Origin of the sequence: Marinobacterium sp. xm-g-59 (assembly GCF_013283315.1) — a bacterium.
Taxonomy (GTDB): Bacteria; Pseudomonadota; Gammaproteobacteria; order Pseudomonadales; family Balneatricaceae; genus Marinobacterium_E.
The window spans coordinates 26,103-48,598 of record NZ_WBYR01000005.1 but is presented as its reverse complement, the minus strand read 5'-3'; the positions used below and the strand labels follow the sequence as shown (position 1 = coordinate 48,598).

The 22,496-nt window shown below is 49.6% G+C and carries 22 protein-coding genes, 1 other RNA gene and 1 pseudogene; 8 read left to right on the top strand and 16 right to left on the bottom strand.

Annotated features, from left to right (window positions below; all coding sequences use genetic code 11):
• Window positions 1-5: 5 nt before the first annotated feature.
• The 5 genes from dapB to grpE all read right to left on the bottom strand — a co-directional run bounded on the left by dapB (window position 6) and on the right by grpE (window position 5,502).
• Window positions 6-815 (bottom strand): 4-hydroxy-tetrahydrodipicolinate reductase, encoded by an 810-nt coding sequence (dapB, locus tag XMG59_RS07450; protein WP_173498460.1) that lies wholly within the window; start codon window positions 813-815, stop codon window positions 6-8.
• 22 nt (window positions 816-837) lie between these two features.
• On the bottom strand, window positions 838-1,635 hold the full coding sequence (gene cysE, locus XMG59_RS07445; protein WP_173498459.1) for a serine O-acetyltransferase: 798 nt from the start codon (window positions 1,633-1,635) through the stop codon (window positions 838-840).
• A 3-nt stretch (window positions 1,636-1,638) separates the two neighbouring features.
• A complete protein-coding gene (dnaJ, locus tag XMG59_RS07440; RefSeq protein WP_173480200.1) occupies window positions 1,639-2,766 on the bottom strand; it encodes a molecular chaperone DnaJ in 1,128 nt (375 codons plus the stop codon).
• Window positions 2,767-2,880: 114 nt separating this feature from the next.
• Window positions 2,881-4,806, bottom strand: coding sequence for a molecular chaperone DnaK (gene dnaK, locus XMG59_RS07435; RefSeq protein WP_173489029.1), 1,926 nt, complete (start codon window positions 4,804-4,806; stop codon window positions 2,881-2,883).
• A 105-nt stretch (window positions 4,807-4,911) separates the two neighbouring features.
• Window positions 4,912-5,502 carry a nucleotide exchange factor GrpE gene (grpE, locus tag XMG59_RS07430; RefSeq protein ID WP_173480738.1) on the bottom strand — a complete coding sequence of 197 codons (591 nt, stop codon included), beginning with the start codon at window positions 5,500-5,502 and terminating at the stop codon, window positions 4,912-4,914.
• 166 nt (window positions 5,503-5,668) lie between these two features.
• Between grpE and recN the strand changes: the two genes are divergently transcribed.
• Together recN and XMG59_RS07420 are read left to right on the top strand one after the other, a co-directional pair.
• Window positions 5,669-7,345, top strand: coding sequence for a DNA repair protein RecN (gene recN, locus XMG59_RS07425; protein ID WP_173498458.1), 1,677 nt, complete (start codon window positions 5,669-5,671; stop codon window positions 7,343-7,345).
• A gap of 67 nt (window positions 7,346-7,412) precedes the next feature.
• A complete protein-coding gene (locus tag XMG59_RS07420; protein WP_173480197.1) occupies window positions 7,413-7,733 on the top strand; it encodes an outer membrane protein assembly factor BamE in 321 nt (106 codons plus the stop codon).
• Between the two features lie 31 nt (window positions 7,734-7,764).
• On the opposite strand, the gene XMG59_RS07415 is transcribed toward XMG59_RS07420, so the two are convergent.
• The gene (locus XMG59_RS07415; protein ID WP_173482670.1) at window positions 7,765-8,064 is read right to left on the bottom strand and encodes an RnfH family protein; all 300 of its coding nucleotides are present in this window, start codon (window positions 8,062-8,064) and stop codon (window positions 7,765-7,767) included.
• A gap of 8 nt (window positions 8,065-8,072) precedes the next feature.
• Complete coding sequence (locus XMG59_RS07410) at window positions 8,073-8,504, bottom strand: type II toxin-antitoxin system RatA family toxin (RefSeq protein ID WP_173498457.1); 432 nt, start codon at window positions 8,502-8,504, stop codon at window positions 8,073-8,075.
• Window positions 8,505-8,617: 113 nt separating this feature from the next.
• Between XMG59_RS07410 and smpB the strand changes: the two genes are divergently transcribed.
• Both smpB and ssrA read left to right on the top strand, forming a co-directional pair.
• Window positions 8,618-9,094: an SsrA-binding protein SmpB gene (smpB, locus tag XMG59_RS07405; protein ID WP_173480194.1), complete on the top strand. Its 477-nt coding sequence runs from the start codon at window positions 8,618-8,620 to the stop codon at window positions 9,092-9,094.
• 43 nt (window positions 9,095-9,137) lie between these two features.
• Window positions 9,138-9,497: a transfer-messenger RNA gene (ssrA, locus tag XMG59_RS07400) on the top strand.
• 395 nt (window positions 9,498-9,892) lie between these two features.
• Here the strand turns inward: ssrA and XMG59_RS07395 are convergent.
• The 6 genes from XMG59_RS07395 to XMG59_RS07370 all read right to left on the bottom strand — a co-directional run bounded on the left by XMG59_RS07395 (window position 9,893) and on the right by XMG59_RS07370 (window position 16,881).
• Window positions 9,893-10,321 (bottom strand): LacI family transcriptional regulator, encoded by a 429-nt coding sequence (locus XMG59_RS07395; protein ID WP_173480193.1) that lies wholly within the window; start codon window positions 10,319-10,321, stop codon window positions 9,893-9,895.
• Complete coding sequence (locus XMG59_RS07390) at window positions 10,318-11,673, bottom strand: recombinase family protein (protein WP_173495641.1); 1,356 nt, start codon at window positions 11,671-11,673, stop codon at window positions 10,318-10,320. The genes XMG59_RS07395 and XMG59_RS07390 overlap by 4 nt, the downstream gene beginning before the upstream one ends.
• Window positions 11,670-12,161: a DUF2924 domain-containing protein gene (locus XMG59_RS07385; protein WP_173480191.1), complete on the bottom strand. Its 492-nt coding sequence runs from the start codon at window positions 12,159-12,161 to the stop codon at window positions 11,670-11,672. The genes XMG59_RS07390 and XMG59_RS07385 overlap by 4 nt, the downstream gene beginning before the upstream one ends.
• Window positions 12,158-12,376 carry a hypothetical protein gene (locus XMG59_RS07380; RefSeq protein ID WP_173480190.1) on the bottom strand — a complete coding sequence of 73 codons (219 nt, stop codon included), beginning with the start codon at window positions 12,374-12,376 and terminating at the stop codon, window positions 12,158-12,160. Before XMG59_RS07380 ends, XMG59_RS07385 begins: the two co-directional genes overlap by 4 nt.
• A gap of 411 nt (window positions 12,377-12,787) precedes the next feature.
• On the bottom strand, window positions 12,788-15,841 hold the full coding sequence (locus XMG59_RS07375) for an efflux RND transporter permease subunit (RefSeq protein WP_173480189.1): 3,054 nt from the start codon (window positions 15,839-15,841) through the stop codon (window positions 12,788-12,790).
• A complete protein-coding gene (locus XMG59_RS07370; protein WP_173480188.1) occupies window positions 15,838-16,881 on the bottom strand; it encodes an efflux RND transporter periplasmic adaptor subunit in 1,044 nt (347 codons plus the stop codon). The genes XMG59_RS07375 and XMG59_RS07370 overlap by 4 nt, the downstream gene beginning before the upstream one ends.
• A gap of 67 nt (window positions 16,882-16,948) precedes the next feature.
• Between XMG59_RS07370 and XMG59_RS07365 the strand changes: the two genes are divergently transcribed.
• Window positions 16,949-17,575 (top strand): TetR/AcrR family transcriptional regulator, encoded by a 627-nt coding sequence (locus tag XMG59_RS07365; protein WP_173482550.1) that lies wholly within the window; start codon window positions 16,949-16,951, stop codon window positions 17,573-17,575.
• Window positions 17,576-17,725: 150 nt separating this feature from the next.
• Here XMG59_RS07365 and XMG59_RS07360 read toward each other — a convergent pair whose 3' ends face one another.
• Genes XMG59_RS07360 through XMG59_RS07350 form a run of 3 tightly spaced genes read right to left on the bottom strand, consistent with a single transcriptional unit; the run spans window position 17,726 to window position 20,449 of the window.
• On the bottom strand, window positions 17,726-19,015 hold the full coding sequence (locus XMG59_RS07360) for an ISL3-like element ISPpu12 family transposase (RefSeq protein WP_010548535.1): 1,290 nt from the start codon (window positions 19,013-19,015) through the stop codon (window positions 17,726-17,728).
• A 21-nt stretch (window positions 19,016-19,036) separates the two neighbouring features.
• Window positions 19,037-19,549 (bottom strand): signal peptidase II, encoded by a 513-nt coding sequence (gene lspA, locus XMG59_RS07355; protein ID WP_173480186.1) that lies wholly within the window; start codon window positions 19,547-19,549, stop codon window positions 19,037-19,039.
• A 3-nt stretch (window positions 19,550-19,552) separates the two neighbouring features.
• Window positions 19,553-20,449, bottom strand: a complete 897-nt coding sequence (locus XMG59_RS07350; RefSeq protein ID WP_173498456.1) for a cation transporter — start codon at window positions 20,447-20,449, stop codon at window positions 19,553-19,555.
• 95 nt (window positions 20,450-20,544) lie between these two features.
• Between XMG59_RS07350 and cadR the strand changes: the two genes are divergently transcribed.
• The 3 genes and pseudogenes from cadR to XMG59_RS07335 all read left to right on the top strand — a co-directional run bounded on the left by cadR (window position 20,545) and on the right by XMG59_RS07335 (window position 22,483).
• Window positions 20,545-20,952 carry a Cd(II)/Pb(II)-responsive transcriptional regulator gene (gene cadR, locus XMG59_RS07345; protein WP_173480737.1) on the top strand — a complete coding sequence of 136 codons (408 nt, stop codon included), beginning with the start codon at window positions 20,545-20,547 and terminating at the stop codon, window positions 20,950-20,952.
• 100 nt (window positions 20,953-21,052) lie between these two features.
• Window positions 21,053-21,748, top strand: a pseudogene (locus XMG59_RS07340) (metal ABC transporter solute-binding protein, Zn/Mn family); the annotation flags it as partial.
• A gap of 63 nt (window positions 21,749-21,811) precedes the next feature.
• Entirely contained in the window at window positions 21,812-22,483 is a 672-nt protein-coding gene (locus XMG59_RS07335) for an SCO family protein (protein ID WP_173480184.1), read from the top strand.
• Window positions 22,484-22,496 lie beyond the last annotated feature (13 nt).

Below are 22,496 nucleotides of genomic sequence, written 5' to 3'. Positions count from 1 at the left end.
CGCGCTTAACGAAGCTCTAAAACATCCTGCATATCGAACAAACCTGCACCCTTAGCTGACAACCAACCTGCTGCTCGTACAGCGCCTTTTGCAAAGGTCATACGGCTAGACGCTTTGTGGGTAATTTCGATTCGCTCACCCTCTGTGGCAAAGAGTACAGTGTGATCACCGACCACATCACCGGCACGAATTGTCTCGAAACCGATCTCTTTTTCAGGACGCGCACCTGTCTGACCTTCACGACCGTAGACTGCACACTCTTTAAGATCACGACCCAGCGCATCGGCAACCACTTCACCCATACGCAGAGCGGTACCTGAAGGGGCATCCACTTTATGACGGTGATGCGCTTCGATCACTTCAATGTCGTAACCACCATCGTCACCCAAGGCTTTGGCAGCCACTTCAAGCAGCTTGAAACAGAGGTTTACACCAACAGACATATTCGGCGCAAAGACGATTGAGATCGACTCACCACCCTCTGCCAACTTCGCCTTCTGCGACTCGGTTAGCCCCGTCGTACCAATCACCATCGACTTACCGGCAGCTTTACAGATCGCAAGATTAGCAAGGGTCGACTCTGGGCTAGTAAAGTCGATCAATACATCAAAATCGTCTGTCACAGACTCCAGTGAGCCAGTAATCGCAACACCCAGACGACCCACGCCTGCCAACTCACCTGCATCAGCACCGATCAACGAACTGTCAGGAAGCACAATGGCTGCGCCTAGGGTCACACCCTCTGCCGCGTCGACAGCTTCGATCAATGTTTTACCCATGCGCCCTGCGGCACCCGTGATGGCAATACGTGTCATCTCTTTTTCCTTAACTAAAAATCTATTCGTCAGTGACATTCAGCCCTTGGTCCATATCCAAGGCTGGCATATCACTCATTAGGCAACCCACCACTTTGGCAGGAACACCCGCTACCGTCGTATGTGCCTCTACAGGCTCCAAGACCACACTGCCTGCACCTACTTTGGCACCCTGGCCGACTTCGATGTTGCCAAGAATCTTAGCACCGGCGCCAATCAAAACCCCAGCGCGGATTTTCGGATGTCGATCGCCCGACTCCTTACCGGTACCCCCTAGGGTCACGGATTGCAGTATCGAGACGTCATTCTCAATAACACAGGTCTCACCGATGACAATGCCGGTCGCGTGGTCAAACATCACACCCTGACCGATGTTAGCCGCAGGGTGAATATCGACCTGCAGGGTCGAGCTCATACGACTCTGTAGATAGTTTGCCAACGATTGACGCCCTTGACGCCACATATAGTTGGCCACTCGATATGACTGAAGCGCGTGAAACCCTTTCAAGTACAACAGCACCGTGCTGTAGTCGCGAATTGCAGGGTCACGGGTGTAGACCGCAAGGAGATCGGCACAGGCGGCTTCGATCAGTGTGGGGTCCGCTTCATAAGCGACCTCAAAGATCTCACGCATCGCCACAGCGGGCACCACATCATCCGACAGCTTTTCAGCCAACAGATAAGAGAGTGCCGAACGCAAGGTCGGATGGCTGTTTATCGTTGTATGGTAGAAGCTCGACAGAAGCGGCTCATTAGCACTTAATGTACTCGCCTCACTCTGAAGTGCTTGCCATACCTCTGCAACCGCCTGATCACCCATAACTTAGGTCATATCCTCAAAGAATTTTTTGACTGAATCAAAGAAGCCGTGCTTCTTCGGTCCATGTTTCTGGTGCTCTTCCGTAGAGTCACGGAACTCTTCTAGCAGCTCTTTCTGACGTGAAGTGAGGCTGACTGGGGTTTCAACAACCGCACGAACCATCAAATCACCCAAGGCGCCACCGCGCACCGGCTTCACACCCTTGCCACGTAGACGGAACATCTTACCCGTCTGTGTCTCTGCAGGGATCTTCAGTTTAACCTGACCATCCAGTGTTGGCACGTTTAGTTCACCACCCAACGCTGCATCGACAAAGCTGATCGGTACTTCACAGTAGAGGTTGGCGCCGTCGCGTTCAAATATCGGGTGATCTTTAACACTCACTTGAACATAGAGATCGCCTGAAGGACCTCCGTGTGCTCCCGCTTCGCCCTCGCCTGAAAGACGAATACGATCACCGGTATCAACACCCGCTGGGATCTTAACTTCCAACGTCTTGGTCTTCTGCGTACGGCCCTGGCCGTGACAGACATTACAAGGATCAGAGATCACTTTACCTTCGCCATGACAGGTAGGACAGGTCTGCTGAACCGCAAAGAAACCTTGCTGCATGCGGACCTGACCGGCACCACCACAGGTACCACAGGTCTTAGCCGTTGTGCCCTTCTTAGCGCCGCTACCATCACAGGTTTCACAAGAGACGTAGGTAGGAACTTTTAGCGTCTTTTCACAACCGCGGACGGCCTCTTCAAGACTCAAATCGAGGTTGTAACGCAGATCGGCACCGCGACGCACGCTGGAACGACCGCGACCACGACCACCGCCGCCACCGAACATATCGCCAAAGACATCGCCAAAGATATCTGAGAAGCCACCTTCAAAGCCGCCGCCCATACCACCTTGGCCACCCAAGCCCGCATGACCATACTGATCGTAGGCCGCTTTCTTCTGCGCATCGGACAACACTTCGTACGCTTCACTGATCTCTTTAAACTTGAGTTCAGCCGCCTCGTCATCCGGGTTGCGGTCAGGGTGATACTTCATCGCTAAGCGACGGTAAGCCTTTTTGATGTCACGATCAGATGCATCACGAGAGACACCTAAGAGTTCATAATAATCTTGCTTGCTCATACTGCGTGTAAACCTGTAATTACGCTATCGTGAATATGACAACGCGGGAGTAAAGACCCCCGCGCTGACACACGATTTTGTGAGAGTCTTAACTCTCGTTATTGCTTGCTAAGCTTACTTCTTGTCGTCTTTGACTTCTTCAAACTCAGCATCAACAACGTCATCGCCTGCATCGCGAGCCGCTTCAGCTTCAGCGCCTTGGCCAGCTTCTGCTTGTTGTGCAGCCTCTGCATACATCTTCTGAGCAACACCCGAAACCGCTTCTGTTAGCGCTTCAGTTTTTGCTGTGATCTCTGCAGTGTCAGAGCCTTTCAACGCCTCTTCAAGTGCAGTGATGGCTGCTTCGATGTTCGATTTCTCTTCATCAGAAGCCTTATCACCCGCATCTTCTAGCGTCTTACGTGCTGTGTGAACCATGGCATCGCCTTGGTTACGAGCAGCCGTTAGCTCTTCAAACTTCTTATCTTCTTCAGCGTGCGCTTCGGCATCCTGAACCATCTTCTCGACTTCGTCATCGCTTAGACCAGAAGAGGCTTTAATAACGATCGACTGTTCTTTACCAGTCGCCTGGTCTTTAGCAGAGACATTGAGGATACCGTTAGCATCAATATCGAAGGTTACTTCGATCTGTGGCATGCCACGTGGTGCTGGTGGAATATCGGCAAGGTCGAAACGGCCCAGCGACTTGTTCTGTGTCGCTTGCTTACGCTCACCCTGAACAACGTGAATGGTTACCGCTGTCTGGTTGTCTTCCGCTGTCGAGAAGGTCTGCGACTTACGAGTAGGGATCGTCGTGTTCTTGTCGATCAATGGTGTAGCAACGCCACCCATGGTTTCGATACCTAGAGTCAGCGGTGTTACATCCAGTAGAAGAACGTCTTTCACATCACCTGACAGTACCGCACCCTGAAGCGCTGCACCCATCGCTACCGCTTCGTCTGGGTTAACGTCTTTACGTGGCTCTTTACCGAAGAACTCAGCCACTTTCGCCTGCACCATTGGCATACGAGTCTGACCACCGACTAGGATAACGTCGTCGATCTCAGAAGCGGATAGGCCAGCATCTTGAAGTGCGATGCGACATGGCTCAAGTGAGCGTTGAACAAGATCTTCAACCAAAGACTCTAGCTTCGAACGAGAGAGTTTAACGTTCAAGTGCTTAGGACCTGTTGCATCCGCTGTGATGTAAGGCAGGTTAACGTCAGTAGACTGTGCCGATGAAAGCTCAACTTTCGCTTTCTCACCCGCCTCTTTTAGACGCTGTAGCGCTAGCGGATCGTTGTGCAGATCGATGCCAGACTCTTTCTTGAACTCGTCTGCTAGGTAGTTGATAACCGCAAGGTCGAAGTCTTCACCACCTAGGAATGTATCACCGTTGGTTGCAAGTACTTCAAACTGGTGCTCGCCATCAACGTCTGCAATTTCGATGATCGAGATATCGAAAGTACCACCACCTAGGTCGTACACTGCAATCGTACGATCACCGGCTGCTTTATCCATGCCGTAAGCAAGTGCTGCAGCAGTTGGCTCGTTGATGATACGTTTTACTTCTAGGCCTGCGATACGACCCGCATCCTTTGTTGCTTGACGCTGAGAGTCGTTGAAGTAAGCAGGAACCGTGATAACCGCTTCTGTTACCGATTCGCCTAGGTAATCTTCAGCAGTTTTCTTCATCTTCTTAAGAACTTCTGCAGAGATCTGAGGCGGTGCTAGCTTCTCGCCTTTTACCTCAACCCAGGCATCGCCATTGTCCGCTTTAGCGATGTTGTAAGGCACCATTTTGATGTCTTTCTGTACAACATCGTCTTCAAAACGACGACCGATTAGACGCTTGATCGCGAATAGAGTGTTGTCTGGGTTAGTAACTGCCTGACGTTTCGCAGACTGACCAACCAGAGTTTCGCCTTCTGCCGAGTAAGCAATGATCGACGGAGTGGTGCGATCGCCTTCAGCGTTTTCAATAACTTTAGTTTTATCGCCTTCAAGTACTGCTACACACGAGTTGGTAGTACCTAGGTCAATACCGATGATTTTACCCATGTTTAATTCTCCTAATGACACCGCACTGGGTGTTTAAAACTGTTTTACCTTAACCCCTATATGGGTGTGGTCTTTCAAATATCAAGTCTGGTTTATAAAAAGGTCTTAACCTTTAGCGACCATCACCATCGCAGGACGAACTAAGCGACCATTAAGTAGGTAGCCCTTCTGCATCACAGCAATGACAGAGTTTGGTGCTGCACCTTCCGCTTCAACCATCGACATCGCTTGATGGTGCTCTGGGTTGAACGCCTCACCCTCTGGGTTGATCACTTCTAGATTGAATTTAGCAACGCCATCGATGAACATTTTGTGCGTCATCTCAACGCCTTCACGAAGCGGTTTAACCACCTCATCTTCGACCTGGCTCGCTTCAATAGCGCGCTCTAGACTGTCAATGACCGGCAATAGCTCTTCGGCAAATTTTTCAACAGCGAACTTACGCGCTTTATCCACCTCAACCTCAGCACGACGGCGCTGGTTAGCGATCTCCGCTTGGGCACGAGGTTCAAGCTCTGCCAGCTGTTTTTGCAGCTCAGCAATCGTCGCATTCGCAGCGGCTAGCTCTTCTTGAAGGGATTCAACGGTTAACTCTTCCGTCTCAACCAGTTCAGGCTCCACAAGATTCTCTTCAGCCGTCGCGTCGACTTGACTCTCTTCAACCTGATCTTGGTGTGTCTGATCTTCATTCGCCATGGTGTTATCTCCAGAATCATTCAATCTTGTCTCCTATGTGGTATCGACCATCTGAAATTCAACCCTTCCACGCGCTTTTTTGACCTAAGACTGCACTTTTCTATTGCCTAATCCACAAACATTGGTTAAAAATACAGTAACTGTATATCTAAACAGGTATTAAGCCATGTTAACGCTACTCAGCATCCGAAACTTTGCGATCGTCTCAACACTCGACCTAGAACTGAAATCGGGCATGACCGTCGTCAGCGGTGAGACCGGTGCCGGCAAATCGATCATGCTTGATGCACTGGGATTAGCCTTAGGCAAACGCGCTGAAGCCGACTCGGTTCGAGAAGGGGCAAAACGAGCTGAGATTAGCGCCGCGTTCGATATACAAGCACTACCCGATGCGAAACGCTGGTTAGAGGCGAATGAGCTAGAGTCGGAAGAGATCAACGAGTGTATTTTACGCCGCACACTGAGTGCCGACGGTCGCAGCCGAAGCTATATTAATGGCCACCCCTGCCCACTGAACCGCGTCAAAGAGCTGGGTGAGCTGCTTGTCGACATACACGGCCAGCACGAACACCAACGTCTATTAAAGCGCGATTTTCACCGCACCCTGCTCGACAACTACGCCAAAACGAATGAGACAGCACAGGAAGTACGTAAACTCTTTACCCAGTGGCAATCAAAGCAGAGTGAGTTGAAACGCCTTCAAGACATGAGTGAAGAGGCGAATGCGCAACTGCAACTGCTGAGCTATCAAACGGAAGAGCTCAACCGTTTAGACCCTCAAACAGGTGAACTGCAAGCCTTAGAAGAGGAGCAGAAGATACTCTCCAACGCAGGGTCAATCCTTAACAGTGGCCAACAGATCCAGATGCTTCTTAGCGAGGGTGAAGAGAGCAACGCCACAGCGGTACTCAACCAAGCACTGCACCTATTGGGCGACATCGAAGCGGACTCACCTGCACTACAGCAGACCGCCGAGATGCTAAACGCTGCTCTGATTCAAGTGGAAGAGGCCGAACGCGAGTTGAGCCATTTTGTTCAACGAGTTGAGTTGGACCCTGAGCGCTTACAAGAGGTGGAAGATCGCTTAACCAGCATCTACGATCTAGCCAGAAAACACCGCATTGCGCCAGAGCAGTTACCGGAATTAAAAGACCAACTAAATACTGAACTCGACTCTTTGGCTCATGTCGATGAGAACTTAGAGCAACTCGAATCCGAAGTTGCTACGGCTAATGCAGCGTTACTAGAAAAAGCTCGCCAACTCAGCAAACTACGCAGAAAAGCAGCTAAACAACTTGATCAAGAGGTGAATGAACAGCTTGCCATGCTGGGCATGAACAGCGCGCGTTTCACAGCCAGTCTGAATGATATCGATCCTAAATACATTACGGCCCAAGGCTTGGAAGAGATTGAGTTCCTGATCAATACCAATCAGGGCCAAACCGCAAAACCGCTGGCCAAAATTGCCTCGGGTGGTGAGCTGTCACGAATTAGCCTTGCAATTCAAGTTGTAACGGCTAAGACGACTGACACCCCGACTCTCATTTTTGACGAAGTCGATGTCGGTATTGGCGGAGGCATTGCCGAAGTCGTTGGCCGATTGTTACGTCAATTGAGTGAACGAGCACAGATTCTCTGTGTCACACACCAACCTCAGGTGGCTTCACAAGGAACCCAACACCTGTTTGTCAGCAAAGGCGCAGACACCGGTTCGGTTGAGACCAAAATCACACCACTAACCAAAAATCAGCGCATCAATGAGGTCGCTAGAATGCTGGGTGGACTTGAGATGACTGATACCACCCTTGAGCACGCTAAAGAGATGCTGACCAGCGCGCTATAGACTGGTCGATTCAAACAGTGGCGTGTAAACTAATGCCACTTTGAACAGTAACAGGAACAACCTGAACATGCGCAAGCTCATCATCTCTGCCTTTCTTGCTACTCTCGTGACCGGCTGTACAACCTTTCCAGGCGTGTACAAAATGGATGTTCCGCAAGGCAACCAGGTGACACAAGAGATGGTTGATCAGCTTCGCCCAGGAATGACGCCTAGCCAAGTTCGTTACGTACTGGGTACACCCCTGTTAACGGACACCTTCAACCAGAACCGTTGGGACTATGTCTTCCAGTTGGTACAAGAGGATGAAGTGGTCGAGCTACGTCAGTTTCGCGTCTACTTTGAAAACGACAAGCTGGTACGTTTGGAAGGCGATCTGAAACCGCAGTAACGCAGAGCTCAACGAATACAAAAAAGCCAACTTACGAGTTGGCTTTTTTGGCTTTAGCTTCGGCTGCTCGGCGGGCACGAACCTCTTTAGGATCAGCAATTAACGGGCGGTAGATCTCTACTCGATCACCGTCACGTAGAACCTCTGCTTTAGGGTCCTTGATCGCACGGCTGAAGATACCCATTGGGTCGCTGTTGATATCGATCTGTTTATACAGCTCAGCAATGCGCGAGCGAACAACCGCATCATAAGCCGTTGTACCCTCTTCTACTTGCAGAGCAATGATCTTCTGCTCAGTCGGCAGAGCATAGGCCACTTCAACGTTAATCACTGATCACCTCATCCGTAAATTTGATCAGCGCGCGACACAAAGGCATCCACCAAAGTTGTCGCGACACTATTAAACACTTTAGACATCGCCATTCCCGTTAGCTTGCCTTCAAACTCGAAACTGAGATTGAGTTCCACCTTAGAAGCCTCATCTGACAACTCAGTAAACGTCCAAACCCCCTCAAGACTTTTAAAGGGGCCATTAACCAACCCAATGGTCATTGAAGCGGGACGGACCAGACGATTACGCGTCGTAAAATCATAACTAAGCCCCCCTTTGGCGAGCTTTAGTGTCGCTTCGAGCATCTCATCACTCTCGGCGATCACCTCCGTGCCAGAGCACCAAGGCAGGAACTCTGGGTAGCGACGAACATCGTTGATCAGATCAAACATCTGCTCAGCGGTGTGCAGTACAAGGGCGGTTCTATTTACGACCGTCATAACGGTAGGCAAATCTCAAATAACAGTTACAAGCTGCTTATTGTCCAGTTTATATACGCTTTGAACAAGAGGATTCCTTCCTTTGCTTACAGCAGCTCTATATAATCCGCCGCATGGCAAAAAAGAAGAAAGCTCCTGGCGGAAACACCATCTGCCAAAATAAACGTGCACGATTCGAGTACAGCATCGAAAATAAATTCGAAGCTGGCCTTGTGCTGACCGGGTGGGAAGTTAAAAGCCTACGCGAAGGCCGCGCACAACTGGTTGAGTCTTACATCGATTTTAAAAACGGTGAAGCTTGGCTATTGGGTGCCCACTTTTCGCCATTAAAAACCGCCTGCACACACGTTGTTGCAGATCCGGTTAGACCACGCAAACTGCTTCTAAACCGCACAGAACTGAACCGCTTAGCCGGTGCAGTCGAAGCCAAAGGTTTCACCTGTGTCGCACTGAGCCTCTACTGGAAAGAGAGCAAAATTAAGTGTGAGATCGGTTTAGCAAAAGGTAAGAAACTTCACGACAAACGTGCAACTGAAAAAGAGCGCGATTGGAATCGTGAAAAGCAGCGTGTTCTCAGCAAGAACCAATAGAGTTCTTGTAACCCAGATAGCAAACGCTATACTGGCCAGTTCTGGGGGTGACTTGGATTCGACGCCGATTGCGAACCCTTAGGTGCATGTCGAGAATGTGATGATTCTCGTAAATCCCTCATCACACAGTTATAGTTGCAAACGACGATAACTACGCTCTAGCAGCCTAAGCCTGCTAGCGCTGCCCTCTAAGGTGTCTATAACTCAGAGTTTCGGCAGTGTCATATGAGATAGAATCGCCCGGAGACTTCGCCTTAAGGCAAAGGGTTAAAACTCAAAAAGGCTCGCCCATAACAGCCTGACTCTCGGCTCGTGACGGGTTAACTCAATAGAGATGTCTATGCATGTAGAGCTTGAGGCAGAGGATTGACGGACGCGGGTTCGAAACCCGCCACCTCCACCAATACACTAAGGTCAACCGTTATCGGTTGGCCTTTTTTATTACCTATCTCTTTGTATTATTTGGGGTTAATGAGGGTTTTTGCTGACTTCCCTATAAGTTTGAAAATCGACATATCGGGCTATTTTCTCTCTGATGGCCCTATATTCTCTGTCTCTCTCCGTTTTTTGAAACAGCGAAGTCAACGAACATCGGATTTCCAGTCCCGAGCAAACATCGGTTAGCCAGCGAACTAATCGACGAGTTTTATTTTTAAACTTCAAGGCAATCGTTTTTAACAACTCTTAAAAGGCCACTCTAAATGCCACAATCCAAGCCTCGCCCTGGCAATGTTTGGATTGAGGGATGACCGCCTGGAACTTCAAAAATAGGTAACGTCCCGAGCCTGCCAGGTTCATTTAGTATTCAAACCGCTGACGCTGCTCGCTCCACAACACCGCAGTATCAACAGCCAAATCAAACAGCGTCACGTGATCCGGCACTTCATCATCCAGAATAGCTTCGACGATCTCCGGTGCCAATGTGGTCAGGTTAATCATGCGACTGACATAACTACTGTCAATCCCCTCTCGCTTGGCAATTTCCTTGAGACTGCTGACTTTTCCTGACTCAAACAACCTGAGCCACCGATGCCCACGTATTAAGGCCAACTGCAGTACCGTGAACTTTTTCTCCCAGGGTCGTCCAATTACTTCGCCTGTAGGTTTCCTCAGAACTTTGCGACCTTCACGACGGGTTATCTTGATAGGAACACGAATGCTCATAACACCATCGGATGACTCATAAGTTTCTCGTTGGCCGTTGGATTTGATTTCGATCTCATTCATACGCTAGCCCCCGCTCTGTCTGTCTGTGTTGCTGTGAGTAGTTCTCTGGCTACAGATTCCAAGCCGTTTAGTCTGAGCCGGACCTCTATATCCTCGGGTGAGACCACCACCTTCTCGATCAGAAGTTTGGTGATCCGCTCCTGCTCGGCCGGGAACAGAAACTCCCAGATATCATCCAGTTTACGCAACGCTATGGTGACTTTCGCTTCATCAAGCTCATTATCAATTGATACCGCTGCAGGGAGTATCTTTTCGATCATCTGTTGTGAACGCAGTATTTCACGCAGTTGCGTCTGCACGGTTGCCTCTAGCTGCGCAGCTGGATATCGCGCTAACCCTGACGCGCCTGCATATTCCTTAGCGTCGCGCTGAGGAATGTAATAGCGATAGCGCTTGCCGTTTTTCTTTTTCGTCGTCCAGGGCGTGAGTGTTCTACCATCGTTACCAAACACAATCCCTTTGAGCAGGAATGGCACTTTGGCTCGCGTACGATTCGCTCGCACTTTTCCGTTGGTTGCCAAAATCGAGTGGACTGAGTCCCACTCCTCCTGAGTGATGATTGGAGTGTGCCGTCCGTCATACCAGTTATCTTTGTGATGAATTTTACCGATGTACGTCTGGTTATGGAGGTACTTGTAGATCATGCCCTTATCGATGGGCTTACCAGCTCGGTAGTTTCCTTCCTGTGTCGTCCACGACTTGCTTGTTGCGCCTTCAAGCTGAAGCTCTCGGACCAGCAGTGTCGCAGATCCTAGTTCAACAAAGCGTTTAAATATCCGTTGAACCAATTTCGCTTCTTTCGGGTTGGGTACCAGATGGCGGTCTTTAACGTCATAACCCAGCGGCGGAATACCGCCCATCCACATGCCCTTCTTCTTACTGGCGGCGATCTTGTCTCGTATACGTTCACCCGTGACCTCGCGTTCGAACTGGGCAAAGGAGAGCAAGATGTTTAATGTTAATCGACCCATGGAAGAAGTAGTGTTGAACTGTTGCGTTACAGAGACAAACGAAACATTGTGGCGATCGAAAACCTCAACCATTTGCGAAAAGTCTGCGAGGCTACGAGTTAGTCGGTCGATCTTGTAGACCACAACAATATCGATTTTTCCCGCTTCGATGTCCCTCAGTAACCGCTGTAATGCGGGACGCTCCATTGAGCCGCCGGAGTATGCCGGATCGTCATAGTCATCAGCCACAGGTATCCAGCCTTCGTGACGTTGGCTATTGATGTAATTATGCCCCGCATCAGTCTGGGCATGGATGGAGTTGTACTCCTGATCCAGACCTTCTTCAGTAGACTTTCGCGTATACACAGCGCAGCGTTTTCTCTGTCGAGTCGATTCGCTCATTTAGCACCTCCTTTTTTGCTTGGTTTAGATGCTGAGCGCAGGCCAAAGAACACAGGGCCCGACCACCGAGTACCGGTGATCAATCGCGCGATCTCAGAAAGACTGCTGTACAAAGTGCCTTTGTAATCAAACGCCCCATCTAAGGTAACAGTGACCTCATGCCGCTCCTCCTGATATTCACGAATGAGCACCGTTCCCGGCTCCGGTACAATCTTTCCAGCCGCACGCGGATTGCCGGTATCCTTTAGCAACTGCTCGATTCGTTTTTGGTTCCTCTCTAAAAGTCCGGGGTTCTGTTGCCTGTAAACATTCTCCTGCAACTTGTAGGAGAGACGACGTTCAAGATATGGCCTGCGGTTTGTAGGCGGTTCAGTTTGATAGACATCGAGCCAGAAGGACTTGAGATCTTCGAAGGACATCTCCTTAAGACCAACAATCTGTTCTATCACTGATGAAGGTATCGCGACGGGTTGATGTTTTCTGTTCATATCGACTCCTTAAAGTTGGTTAGGGTGTCGTTTGTATGAACGCTCTTCTCCTGGTAGAAGCCAAGCTGAACTTCGCTATACTCCTGAGGTTTCTGCGAACTAGCGCATCCACTTTCTCGCAAACGAACCAAGCCATTCGCCAGCAGTTGCGCGACCTCATTGAGTCGCTGGCTCGCATCCATCTTGTCAGGTGGAATCTGTTTGATTTGATACATTGGTAGGCACTCCTGAATAACTAACGACTGTTGACGATAATTTTCAGGGTGTGCGAGCTATCTGGCCATCACGTGGTTTCGAACGGATTTAAGCTCGTGAGGGTTAATGCAAAAAGTGATCAAATTATTTGGCTGTTTACATTCTTAGGTTGGAATACTGAACTGCTGGTTCTGGCCCTTTCCGGACCTTCAATTTATTCAATCAAAGAGGCTTTGAATGACAAAATTTTGAGAAAGGTGGACTCCCACATTTTATGGCTGATACGTTATACATCTAGTTTGGTAAGTTACGAATTCCACTTTTGATTAGGCGATAGCTGTTCCTCATTTCTAATTCTTCATGAATCAACTAGGGGTAGTAGCCTGAAGTTCAATTCTGTTGACTCGTTGAATCTCTGTTTTAATCGCAGTTTAAAGCGCATCATCATATTTTGGTGCTTCAACTTTAAACCACAATGCATACATAGCTGGGACAAACAGCAGTGTTATAAATGTCCCCATCATAACCCCGCCAATTAATACATAGGCCAGAGGTCCCCAGAATAGGTCGAATGTAAGCGGGATAAAAGCGAAGATGGCCGCGAGTGCTGTCAGAATTAGGGGGCGAGCTCGTGAGACGGTTGCCTCGATGATCGCCTTGCCTGCTGCCAACCCTTCTTCTAAATTATCCTGTACCTGCTGAGTCAGGATCATGGTGTTACGCATCAAAATACCGCCTAGTCCGATCAAGCCTAACAGGGCGGTAAAGCCAAAGGGTTGGTCAAATATAAAGAGTGCAACAGCAGCACCAATTAACCCGAGCGGTGCAGTAAAAAACACCATGAAGGTTCCAGAGAACGATCGCATTTGTAGCATAATAAATATCAGCATTAATGCGAGCATCAGCGGTTGCAGCTTCTGGATAGACTGATCGGCTTTGCCGGATTGCTCTACTGATCCCCCAATATCAATTCGATAGCCGGCCGGCAAATCATCTCTAATCTGCTGCATCGTATCCCAAATTGCTTTAGTGACATCAGGCGGCTGCGCCCCCTCGACATCGGCATGCACGGCTAGAAAGGGTTCGCGATTGTAGCGTTTGATAACAGGTTCTTCGTATTGAATGGTGAGTTTGCCCAACTGCCTAACCGGAATTTTCTTTCCATCCTGAGTCTTGATTTCTAACTGTTCGGGTAAGAGTATAGTGTCGCGTGAACTACGCGCGACCACTTGAACACTTCTTATATCCTGTCGTACCTCGGCAACTTCGACTCCGTTTAGTTGAAACTGAAGTTGCTGTGACACGTCGTTAGGTGTGAGTCCCATTAATAGAAGTCGCTCTAGATCCATATCAAGATGGAAGCTTGGAGCACGCTCATCCCACTCTAGGTGCGGAATTACAGTGTGTGGGTTAGATGCGATTTTATCTCTGACTTTATAGGCAATATCGCGCAATATCTGTTGATCAGGACCTACGACACGGAAGCTGACAGGCCAGACAACCGGTGGCCCGAACAGCAGGCTTGTTACACGGATTCGAGCTTCTGGAAACTCGCCGTTGGCAATTCTCTGCTTAAGTGCGGCCATGATTCTATCGCGTCCTGCTGCATCATCACCTATTGCGATAATCTTAGCGAAGGATGGATCAGGTTGCTCAGGGTTTGCTGAAATGAAGAATCGTGGAGCTCCCGCCCCGATGTAAGAGGAGAGGCTCTTAACCTCCGGTAGCTCAGATAACGCACTCTCTAATTTTTGTACTGTAGCATCCGTTGTTTTAATTGAACTGCCTTGAGGTAGATAGACTGAAACCAATACCTCGGGTCGGTCAGAACTTGGGAAGAACTGTTTATCAACAAGTATCGCCATCACAGCTGCGCTCATAACAAGCGCTGCAACGGTAACTAGAATAACTGTCTTACGAAAGCGTACACAGTAAGTGATGATTGCCCGTAGTTTAGTGTAAATCGGGGTTTGATAGAGGCTCGCTGCATCGTGTTTCTGATAGTTAGGGAGTAACTTCACCCCGAGGTAGGGCATAAAGGTGACGGCGACGACCCAAGATATCAGCAGTGAAAATGCCAGTACCCAGAAAATGTTGCCGGCGTATTCTCCGACTCCCGATTGAGCAAAACCGATAGGGACAAAGCCAGCAGTCGTAACTAGGGTCCCAAAGAGCATAGGGGCTGCGGTAACATTCCATGCATGGCTTGCAGCACGAATTCGATCCCAGCCCTCTTCCATTTTTACGATCATCATCTCTATGGAGATAATTGCATCGTCGACTAGCAGTCCCAAGGCGATAATCAACGCACCAAGTGTGACCCTGTCGAGGTTGATATCAACCATTTTCATGATGAGGAACGTCAGACCGATAGTGATCGGTATTGCGATGCCGACAACAAGACCTGCTCGGAAGCCAATAGCGATGACAGTGACCGCCATCACCACAAGTACAGCCACTAGAAATTTTACCTGGAAAAGGTCAACAGCCTGGCTTATGGCATCCGTTTGGTTGGTGAGCACCTGTAGCGAAACACCTAAAGGAAGGTTGGAGCGCTCTTTATCGAGAAAGTTTGCGAGGCTTTCACCAAAGGCCAAGCCATTTTCACCTTTGTTCATGACCACGCCTAACAGAATCGCATCTTCGCTATTGGCCCGCACTAGATAGGTTGGCGGATCTTCATATCCACGACTCACCTCTGCGATGTCGGAGAGGCGTATCAATGCATTACCAACTCTGAGCGGTAGGTCTGCTAGCTTGTCTGGGTCGCTTAAATCAGAGTGTGTACGAAGATAGGCACGCGGCCCGTTTAGGTCCAAAGAACCCTCAGGAATGAGTGTGTTACTTGCATCGATCGCTGCAAAAATCTGTTCGGGCGTTACTCCTAGGTTATTTAAACGGTCCATATCGAAATCGATAAACACACGTTCAGGTCGATCACCAAGTATCATCGCCTTTTGAACGGCTGGGAGCTGTTGTAACCGATCCCTGATTGTCTCAGCTTCCCGACTAAGATCCCTCATAGGCATGCCGGGAGCTGTTAGAGCTATAAGGGAGAAGTACACATCGGAGAAATCATCGTTTACTATCGGCCCTATGACACCTGAGGGTAGGTTGTGCGCCTCATCCTGCATTCTTTTTCGTACTTGATAGAAAAGATCAGGCACAACTTCACTAGGTGAGAAATCCTCAAACTCTATCTGTAAGTCTGCTCGACCAGGTCTAACCGTGGTCTCGATCTTACTTAAGTATTCGACCTCTTGGATTCGCTTCTCCAAGCGGTCGACGACTTGATTTTGTAAAACCTCAGGTTCAGCTCCTGGCCATACAACGGAGACAACCATAACCCGCACTGTGAAAGCCGGATCTTCTGCGCGCCCCAAAGAGAAGAATGCAAAAACACCAGCCAGGACAGAAAGTATTATAAAAAACAGAGTAATTGAGCGTTCACGTACAGCAAGCGCTGAGAGGTTGGGGAAACTCATCGCGCCTGCTCCCTAACCGCCATTCCAGGTTCCAATAGATGGGTGCCAACGGCAATGACGCGACTTTCGCTGTTTAGTGGCGCGCGAATAGTCGCATACTCTAATTTCAATTCCAGTACTTCAACTGAGACTGGTTGAGCTGTATTGCCTACAACCTGCCAAATCTGAGGGCCCTGGTTGCGTTCATCAAGCGCGCCCAGGGGAACCTCGAAGGTGACATCTGATGTGTTACGGTTAAGCGCAACCTGCACAACAGTCCCTATGTTCAACGCCTCTGTCACGGCTTCTATTCTGTACCTAGCTTTCCAGCTTCTACTCTCTGGGTCTGCTGCACCAGCTACCTCACGTAGACGAAGCGGCAAATCTTGCTCTTGTAGCTTTAATACACCTGATTCTGGAGCTTGGTTGCCGTCGGATAGGAACACTTCGACCTCTAGATCACCATCTTCTACGAGGAGTGCCACAGGTTGCCCCACTCCAACAACCATTCCCGGTTCACCTGTAACCTCGGCTAATACACCGGATTTATCTGCACGTAGCTCAGCATAACTAAGCCCGTTTTGGGCTTGAGATAATACAGCTTTGGCGGAATCACGACGGCTTTCCGCGTTCTGTAGTGCGAGCTCAAATGCTTCTAGAGTTTGTCGGCTAACAAAGTTGCGTTCAATTAACTGGCGTTGACGGTCGAGCTCATTTTGAGCGATCGCGAGGGCGACCTGTGCAGTTTGAAGTTCCGCTTTGGCAACTTGCATAGTAGCCTCTAAGTCACGTTTATCGAGTTCAAAAAGCAGAGCGCCACTCGCTACCTTCTGACCAGCATCCACCTCTCGCTTGAGAATGCGCCCAGAAACCTGAAAAGAGACAGGAGTCTCATAATGCCCTCTAATGGTTCCCGATGCTCTGATTTCGTCGTGGTCGTCCGTCTTAACCGCCACCGTGCGTACCCAAGGTGCATCGGTCGTTGGCGTTTCAGTTGGAGTGGTGTCGCCACAGCCGACGAGAAGAAGGGCTAGTATAAGCGGCGGCAGAACCTTGCGCATATTTGCTATTCTCATTTGATTAGTATTTACTGTACGGTATCGTACATTAAGTTATTCGGAAAATAAATTGATTACCAATAGTCGAGTCGGCCGGCCTTTAGATCACTCCAAAGATACAGCGATTCTTGATGCAGCCTGCGCTCTTATGTTCGCTAAGGGGCCAGCTAAGATGTCAATGGAAGCGATAGCTCGGCAAGCAGGTGTGTCGAAAGTAACGCTTTATAAGCGCTTCGCGGACATAGAAACATTAATTGATGCCGTGATACAACAGCTGTCGCAAAGGATAAACGGCACGTTGACAGTGTCACCGAATGACTATAAAGATTGTCACCATGCTTTATCAGAGTTTGGATTATTGCTCCTTAATTTTATCGTCAGTCATGAGCACATGAATCTGATGAGAATGATGGCATCTATCTCCGAGGAGCATACGCAGATACTCCATAATATCTACAGTGGCGGAGTGATGGCCGCGCACCAAGCGTTAAGCGAATGGTTGACGCTGAAACACAAGGAAGGTTTGATCAACTGCGCGGATCCCGACTTCGGAGCAGAGATGTTTCTCAGTATGATTACTGGATTAGATATCGTGCGGGCGTTTCATCGTATACCTCCGCGTAGCGTCGAAGGGGAAACCAGATTACATGTAGAGAAGGTAGTGAGCTCTTTTTTGAAGCTCTGGCAATTGGAATAGATTCTTTGGAAGTAGCGGTATATCACAGCGATATACTATCACTGTCCAGCAGATCAGAAGACCAAGCTCAGAATTGAAAATAGCCCAATTTTGGGTATACGGATTTAATGGTTGATGGGGCACCTTCACCCCATCAATCTGATACCACCCTCAGATGGTTGATAGATCGACTCCGTAGTTGAGTTCCTCTGCGAAGTCCGGCAGTCCGTAACCGATGGTTTTCTTGTAGAAAGGAGAGACCTTCGCAGTCGGTGCCTTCTTCTTGTGCTTCGTGGTGTAGAGCATTCGTGCCCGCATCACCTCGAAGGAGTAACCGCGCCCTTCACGGTTCTTGTCCTTGGCCAGTCGGTTGATGGACTCCGTGTAAGCGTTGGTGACGGGCATGTCCGTCTCGAAGTAGGTCATGGTCTCTTCGCGCCAGTTTCCCACTGCCCTGACCAGATCGCTCCAGACTTCCTTTTGGCCCTTCGGGATGGTGGCTATCCACTCGTCCAGGGCGGCTTCTGCCTGGAGCCGTGTGGTGGCGTCCCAGATGCCGTAGAAGCGCTCCTTGTGCTCGTAGGCGGCCAGCAGTTGCGGGAACGCGCCTGTCCAGGTCTCCATGATGAGGCGCTCCCGGTCTGAGACTTCGTGAGCGCGTTTCAGCAGGATTTTCCGGTCTCCCTTGAGAGTCCGGCTCTGGGACGGTTTCAGCTCCTTTCTGAGGCCCTTGCGCACTTTCTCTAGGGCATCGTTGGCCATGCGCACCACATGGAACTTATCGACCACGATACGGGCCTGGGGCAGCACAGCCTTGACCGCTGCCCGGTAGGGGTTCCACATGTCCATGCTGACGATCTCGACCTTCTGCCGGTCTTTCAGCTTCATCAGGTAGTTGGTCACCACGTCCTGGCGGCGGGTGGCCAGCAGGTCGAGCAGGGTTCGCTCCTCAATGTTGGTCAGAATGCAGCGGTAGCGCTTGTTCAGGTATAGCTCGTCAATGCCCAGGATGCGGGGCGTCTCGAAGCGGTGCCAGCGCCCCAGGAACTCGGCGCGGGCGTTGAAGATGTCGCGCACCGTCTTCTCGTCCAGGCCGGTCTGTGCCGCCACAAAGGTGTAGGGGTGGTTGAAGGATTCCTTCTCCACGTACTCATGCAGCCGCAGTGTCATACGGAATCCGTCCACCATCTCCGGTAGCTGGGGCCTGAATGTTGTCTTGCAGGCCCGGCAGGTGTATCGGCGGCGGACCACCCAGAGAGTGACCCGCTTGCCGTGGATGGGCAGATCACGATAGGGAACGTCACGCTTGCCGAACCGTACGAGCTCACCCTGCACGCCGCATTCCTCGCAGGCGATGGGATCGGGCACGTCCACCTGGAAGTGCATTTCGTCGTCGGTTGATTTGCAGCCCAGTACTTGGTATTGCGGCAGGTGAAGGATGTTGTCGGGAAGTTCGGTCATGGTGTTGTATAGGCGTAGGTGTCAGTCAGATCCATCCGGCTCGGCATTGGTGTTTGCTTTTTTACCCAACAAGCTGCTGGAAACGAAAAGTAAGGCACCGAGGACAATTGCAATATCAGCCAGGTTGAAGGCCGGCCAATGCCAGTCTCGCCAATAGAAATCAAAGGAATCCACAACATAGCCGCGAAAGACCCGGTCAATCAGGTTGCCCATGGCGCCACCGAGGATAAGACTGTAAGCGATGGCTTCTCCTTTATGACGATTTTCAAGGATCAGCTTGATCAGAAAAATCGTGACCACTACCGCGATTCCGATAAAAAAGTAGCGCTGCCAGCCTCCACCATTCGCAAAAAGACTGAATGCGGCACCGGTGTTCCATAGGTGCACCCAGTTAAAGAACGGGGTCACCGAAACATACTCGCCATAGGCCATTGATTGCTGCACCAGCCACTTTACAGCCTGATCAGACGCTGCCAGCAGGCCCGATATGGACAATAGGGCATACGGCGAGAGCTTTTTGCCAATAATGAGCATTATTTAACCCTTCAACGCCAAAATGCGTCTGGCACCGTTAAGTACAATGCCCCCCGCGATGGTGCTGATAATCAGATCCGGATAATTGGAACCGGTCCACGCGACCAGGGCGCCGGCGGTGATGACCCCCAGGTTGATCACCACGTCGTTGGCCGAGAATATCCAGCTTGCCTTCATGTGCGCCCCGCCTTCCCGATGTTTGGATATGAGCAGCAGACAACTGGTATTGGCAATCAATGCGACGAATGCGATAGCCATCATCACCAGCGATTCAGGCTCACTACCGAATACAAAGCGTCTCACCACCTCTACGAGCACGCCCACAGCCAAGATCAGTTGCAGTACACCAGCAAGATGCGCGGCACGTACCTGCATTTTCACGCTATGTCCAACCGCATAAAGGGCAAGCCCGTACACCGCCGCATCGGCAAAATTGTCCAGGGATTCTCCAATCAGGCCGGTGGACCGGGCGATCAGACCGGCAGTCATTTCCACCACGAACAGAAGTGCATTGATGCCGAGCAACCAGCGCAGGGTCCCGGATTCTTGCTTAGCAGAAGCTGCCGAAAACTCGGCGGCCTTGATGGTCTCCGGATTTGCAGCGACGGTTTCCTGAAGCGAGGCGCCTAGCCCCAAGGTCTTCAGTTTCGAGGTAACGGGCTCGACCTCGCCGTCATGCACGACCTTCAGCCGGCGGTTCGACAAGTCGAAGGACAGCGCCCGAATCTCCTCAAAGCCGTTCAGGGCTAGGCGAATCATTCGTTCTTCTGATGGACAGTCCATCTTCGGCACGGCATAAACACTGACCCATCTCCCTGGCGCCTCGGAGGAGGCCTGTATATCGGTATCCGCTGCGGACGTTGCATCACCGCCACAGGCGCCACCACAGGATTTGCTCATGATACGACTCCACTTGAACAATGTTGTGGTACCATTTAAAACTATAAAGCTACTATAAGGTCAATAGAGTAAAGAATCCGTTGGGGAGGAGGCTGATGCGCATTGGTCAGTTGGCGCAGTTGGTAGGGGTCGAAACACAGACGATCCGCTTCTATGAACAGCAGGGCTTGTTGCCGCCGCCTGATCGGCAGGACAACGGTTACCGTGTCTATACCGAGAAGCATGGTGAGGGGCTGGCCTTCATCCGTCGCTGCAGAATCCTGGGCCTGTCACTGGCTGAGATTCACGAACTACAGAGCTATCAGGACGACCCTCATCAGCCTTGTACCGCCGTCAACACCTTGCTCGATGATCACATCTCTCATGTGCGGTCGCAGATAACCGCTCTGCAAGCGCTTGAGAAACAACTCGTTTCACTGAGAGCGAGTTGCAACGATGATCGGGAAGTTGAGGCGTGTGGGGTTCTTGCTGGAATTAGCGAAGGAAGCATGCACCAGCAGTAGGTGAAGCATCAACCAGATAATCCGATGAGATGCCGGTCTGTCTCACTCTCATGCAAAGGTAAGATCAACCATTTAATCCGCTTACCCGTTAAAACGTGCTGATTTGGTCGTTTGGATGGGGCCGGAATTAGAGAAAAGTGTTGCGGATGTTTTGACTCCTGAAACAAAGAACTACGAAATGTTAAGTGATACAGATTTCAAAGTTCTCCCATCACGTAAATCAGATGATTTACGCGACCCGTATATGTGGCTTGATGTTCGAAATGCCGAAGTTTTTATTGATGCCCTCTATACACAAATTGAAGCTATTGACCCCAAAAATAAACAAATATTCATGAAAAATCGGGATGCCTTGAAGTATAAAGTTGCGGCATTAGACCGTAAGTTTGAATTTGGTTTCAGAGGTATCGCTGCAGGTATCTCCTGGATGTATCATGACACTCAACAATATTTTGAACAATCTTACGCTTTTAAAACTCGTGGCTTTTTATCTGAAAAACCGGCGGAGGATGCACTAACAGAAAACTTATTTAAAATGAGGGCTGCGCTAAGTGATCTAGATAAGATATGTTTCTTCACTGAAGAAGGTTTAACTGAGAAAAACCTGTCTCTTGCAGTCATTAAAGATCAGGTCAAAGTAGAAAAACTAAAATCTTTCGGTTTAAGCTTTCCTGCTGGACCCGAGTTATATGTTGATTTGATGCAATATAACTATGACACCATTGCGAATTGCTATGCTTCGATCGGTGCAAAATATTCTGGCCCTCAGGCATCAAAGCTAAAAACTCAAAACTAAAAAAACACCTTCATAGCCATATTCAACCTGCTTCAATTCCTCCACATAAACAGAAGAAAGTTAATGTGCGAGATCAAGCATTTGAAGACAAAATTTTATGGCTTTTCCTTTTTTAATTCTATTGGAAAAAATATCATGAAAACCTTCTTAGCAATAATCGGGTTACTCTTATTTTCTACGGTTTCGTATGCTGGAAATTTGGAATGGGAAGCCAAAGAAAAGTCAAACGAACGAACCATCGGTGGCAGATGGATGATGAGTAATCATTTTAATGAGTTTGTTACAGATGCAGATTACTTTGGCAAATTTCAGATTATCTTCTTCGGGTACACTTTTTGCCCTGATGTTTGCCCGACATCCCTTTCAAATATTGCAGAAGCCATGGACGAGTTGGAAGGTATGAAAGAAGAATTTCAGCCCCTCTTTATCTCAGTCGATCCGGAACGTGACACGCCAACAGTTCTACGTGAATATGTTAGAAATTTCCATCCTTCGATCATAGGTTTGACAGGGCCAGCCAATCTCATCAAACGAACAGCAGATCTGTTTAAAGTTAAATATTCCAAAGTTCCTGCAAGTGACGAAAAAGATGAACATTATCTAATCGATCATTCAGCGGGGGTCTATTTTATGAGCCCCGGCGGGCGTTTTATCCGCAAGTTTGCTCATGGTCTTCCAGGCAAAGATATGGCAAAACGCATAAAAGAAATTATTGCAGAAAGTAAGGGGCAGTGACGCCCCTTACTTT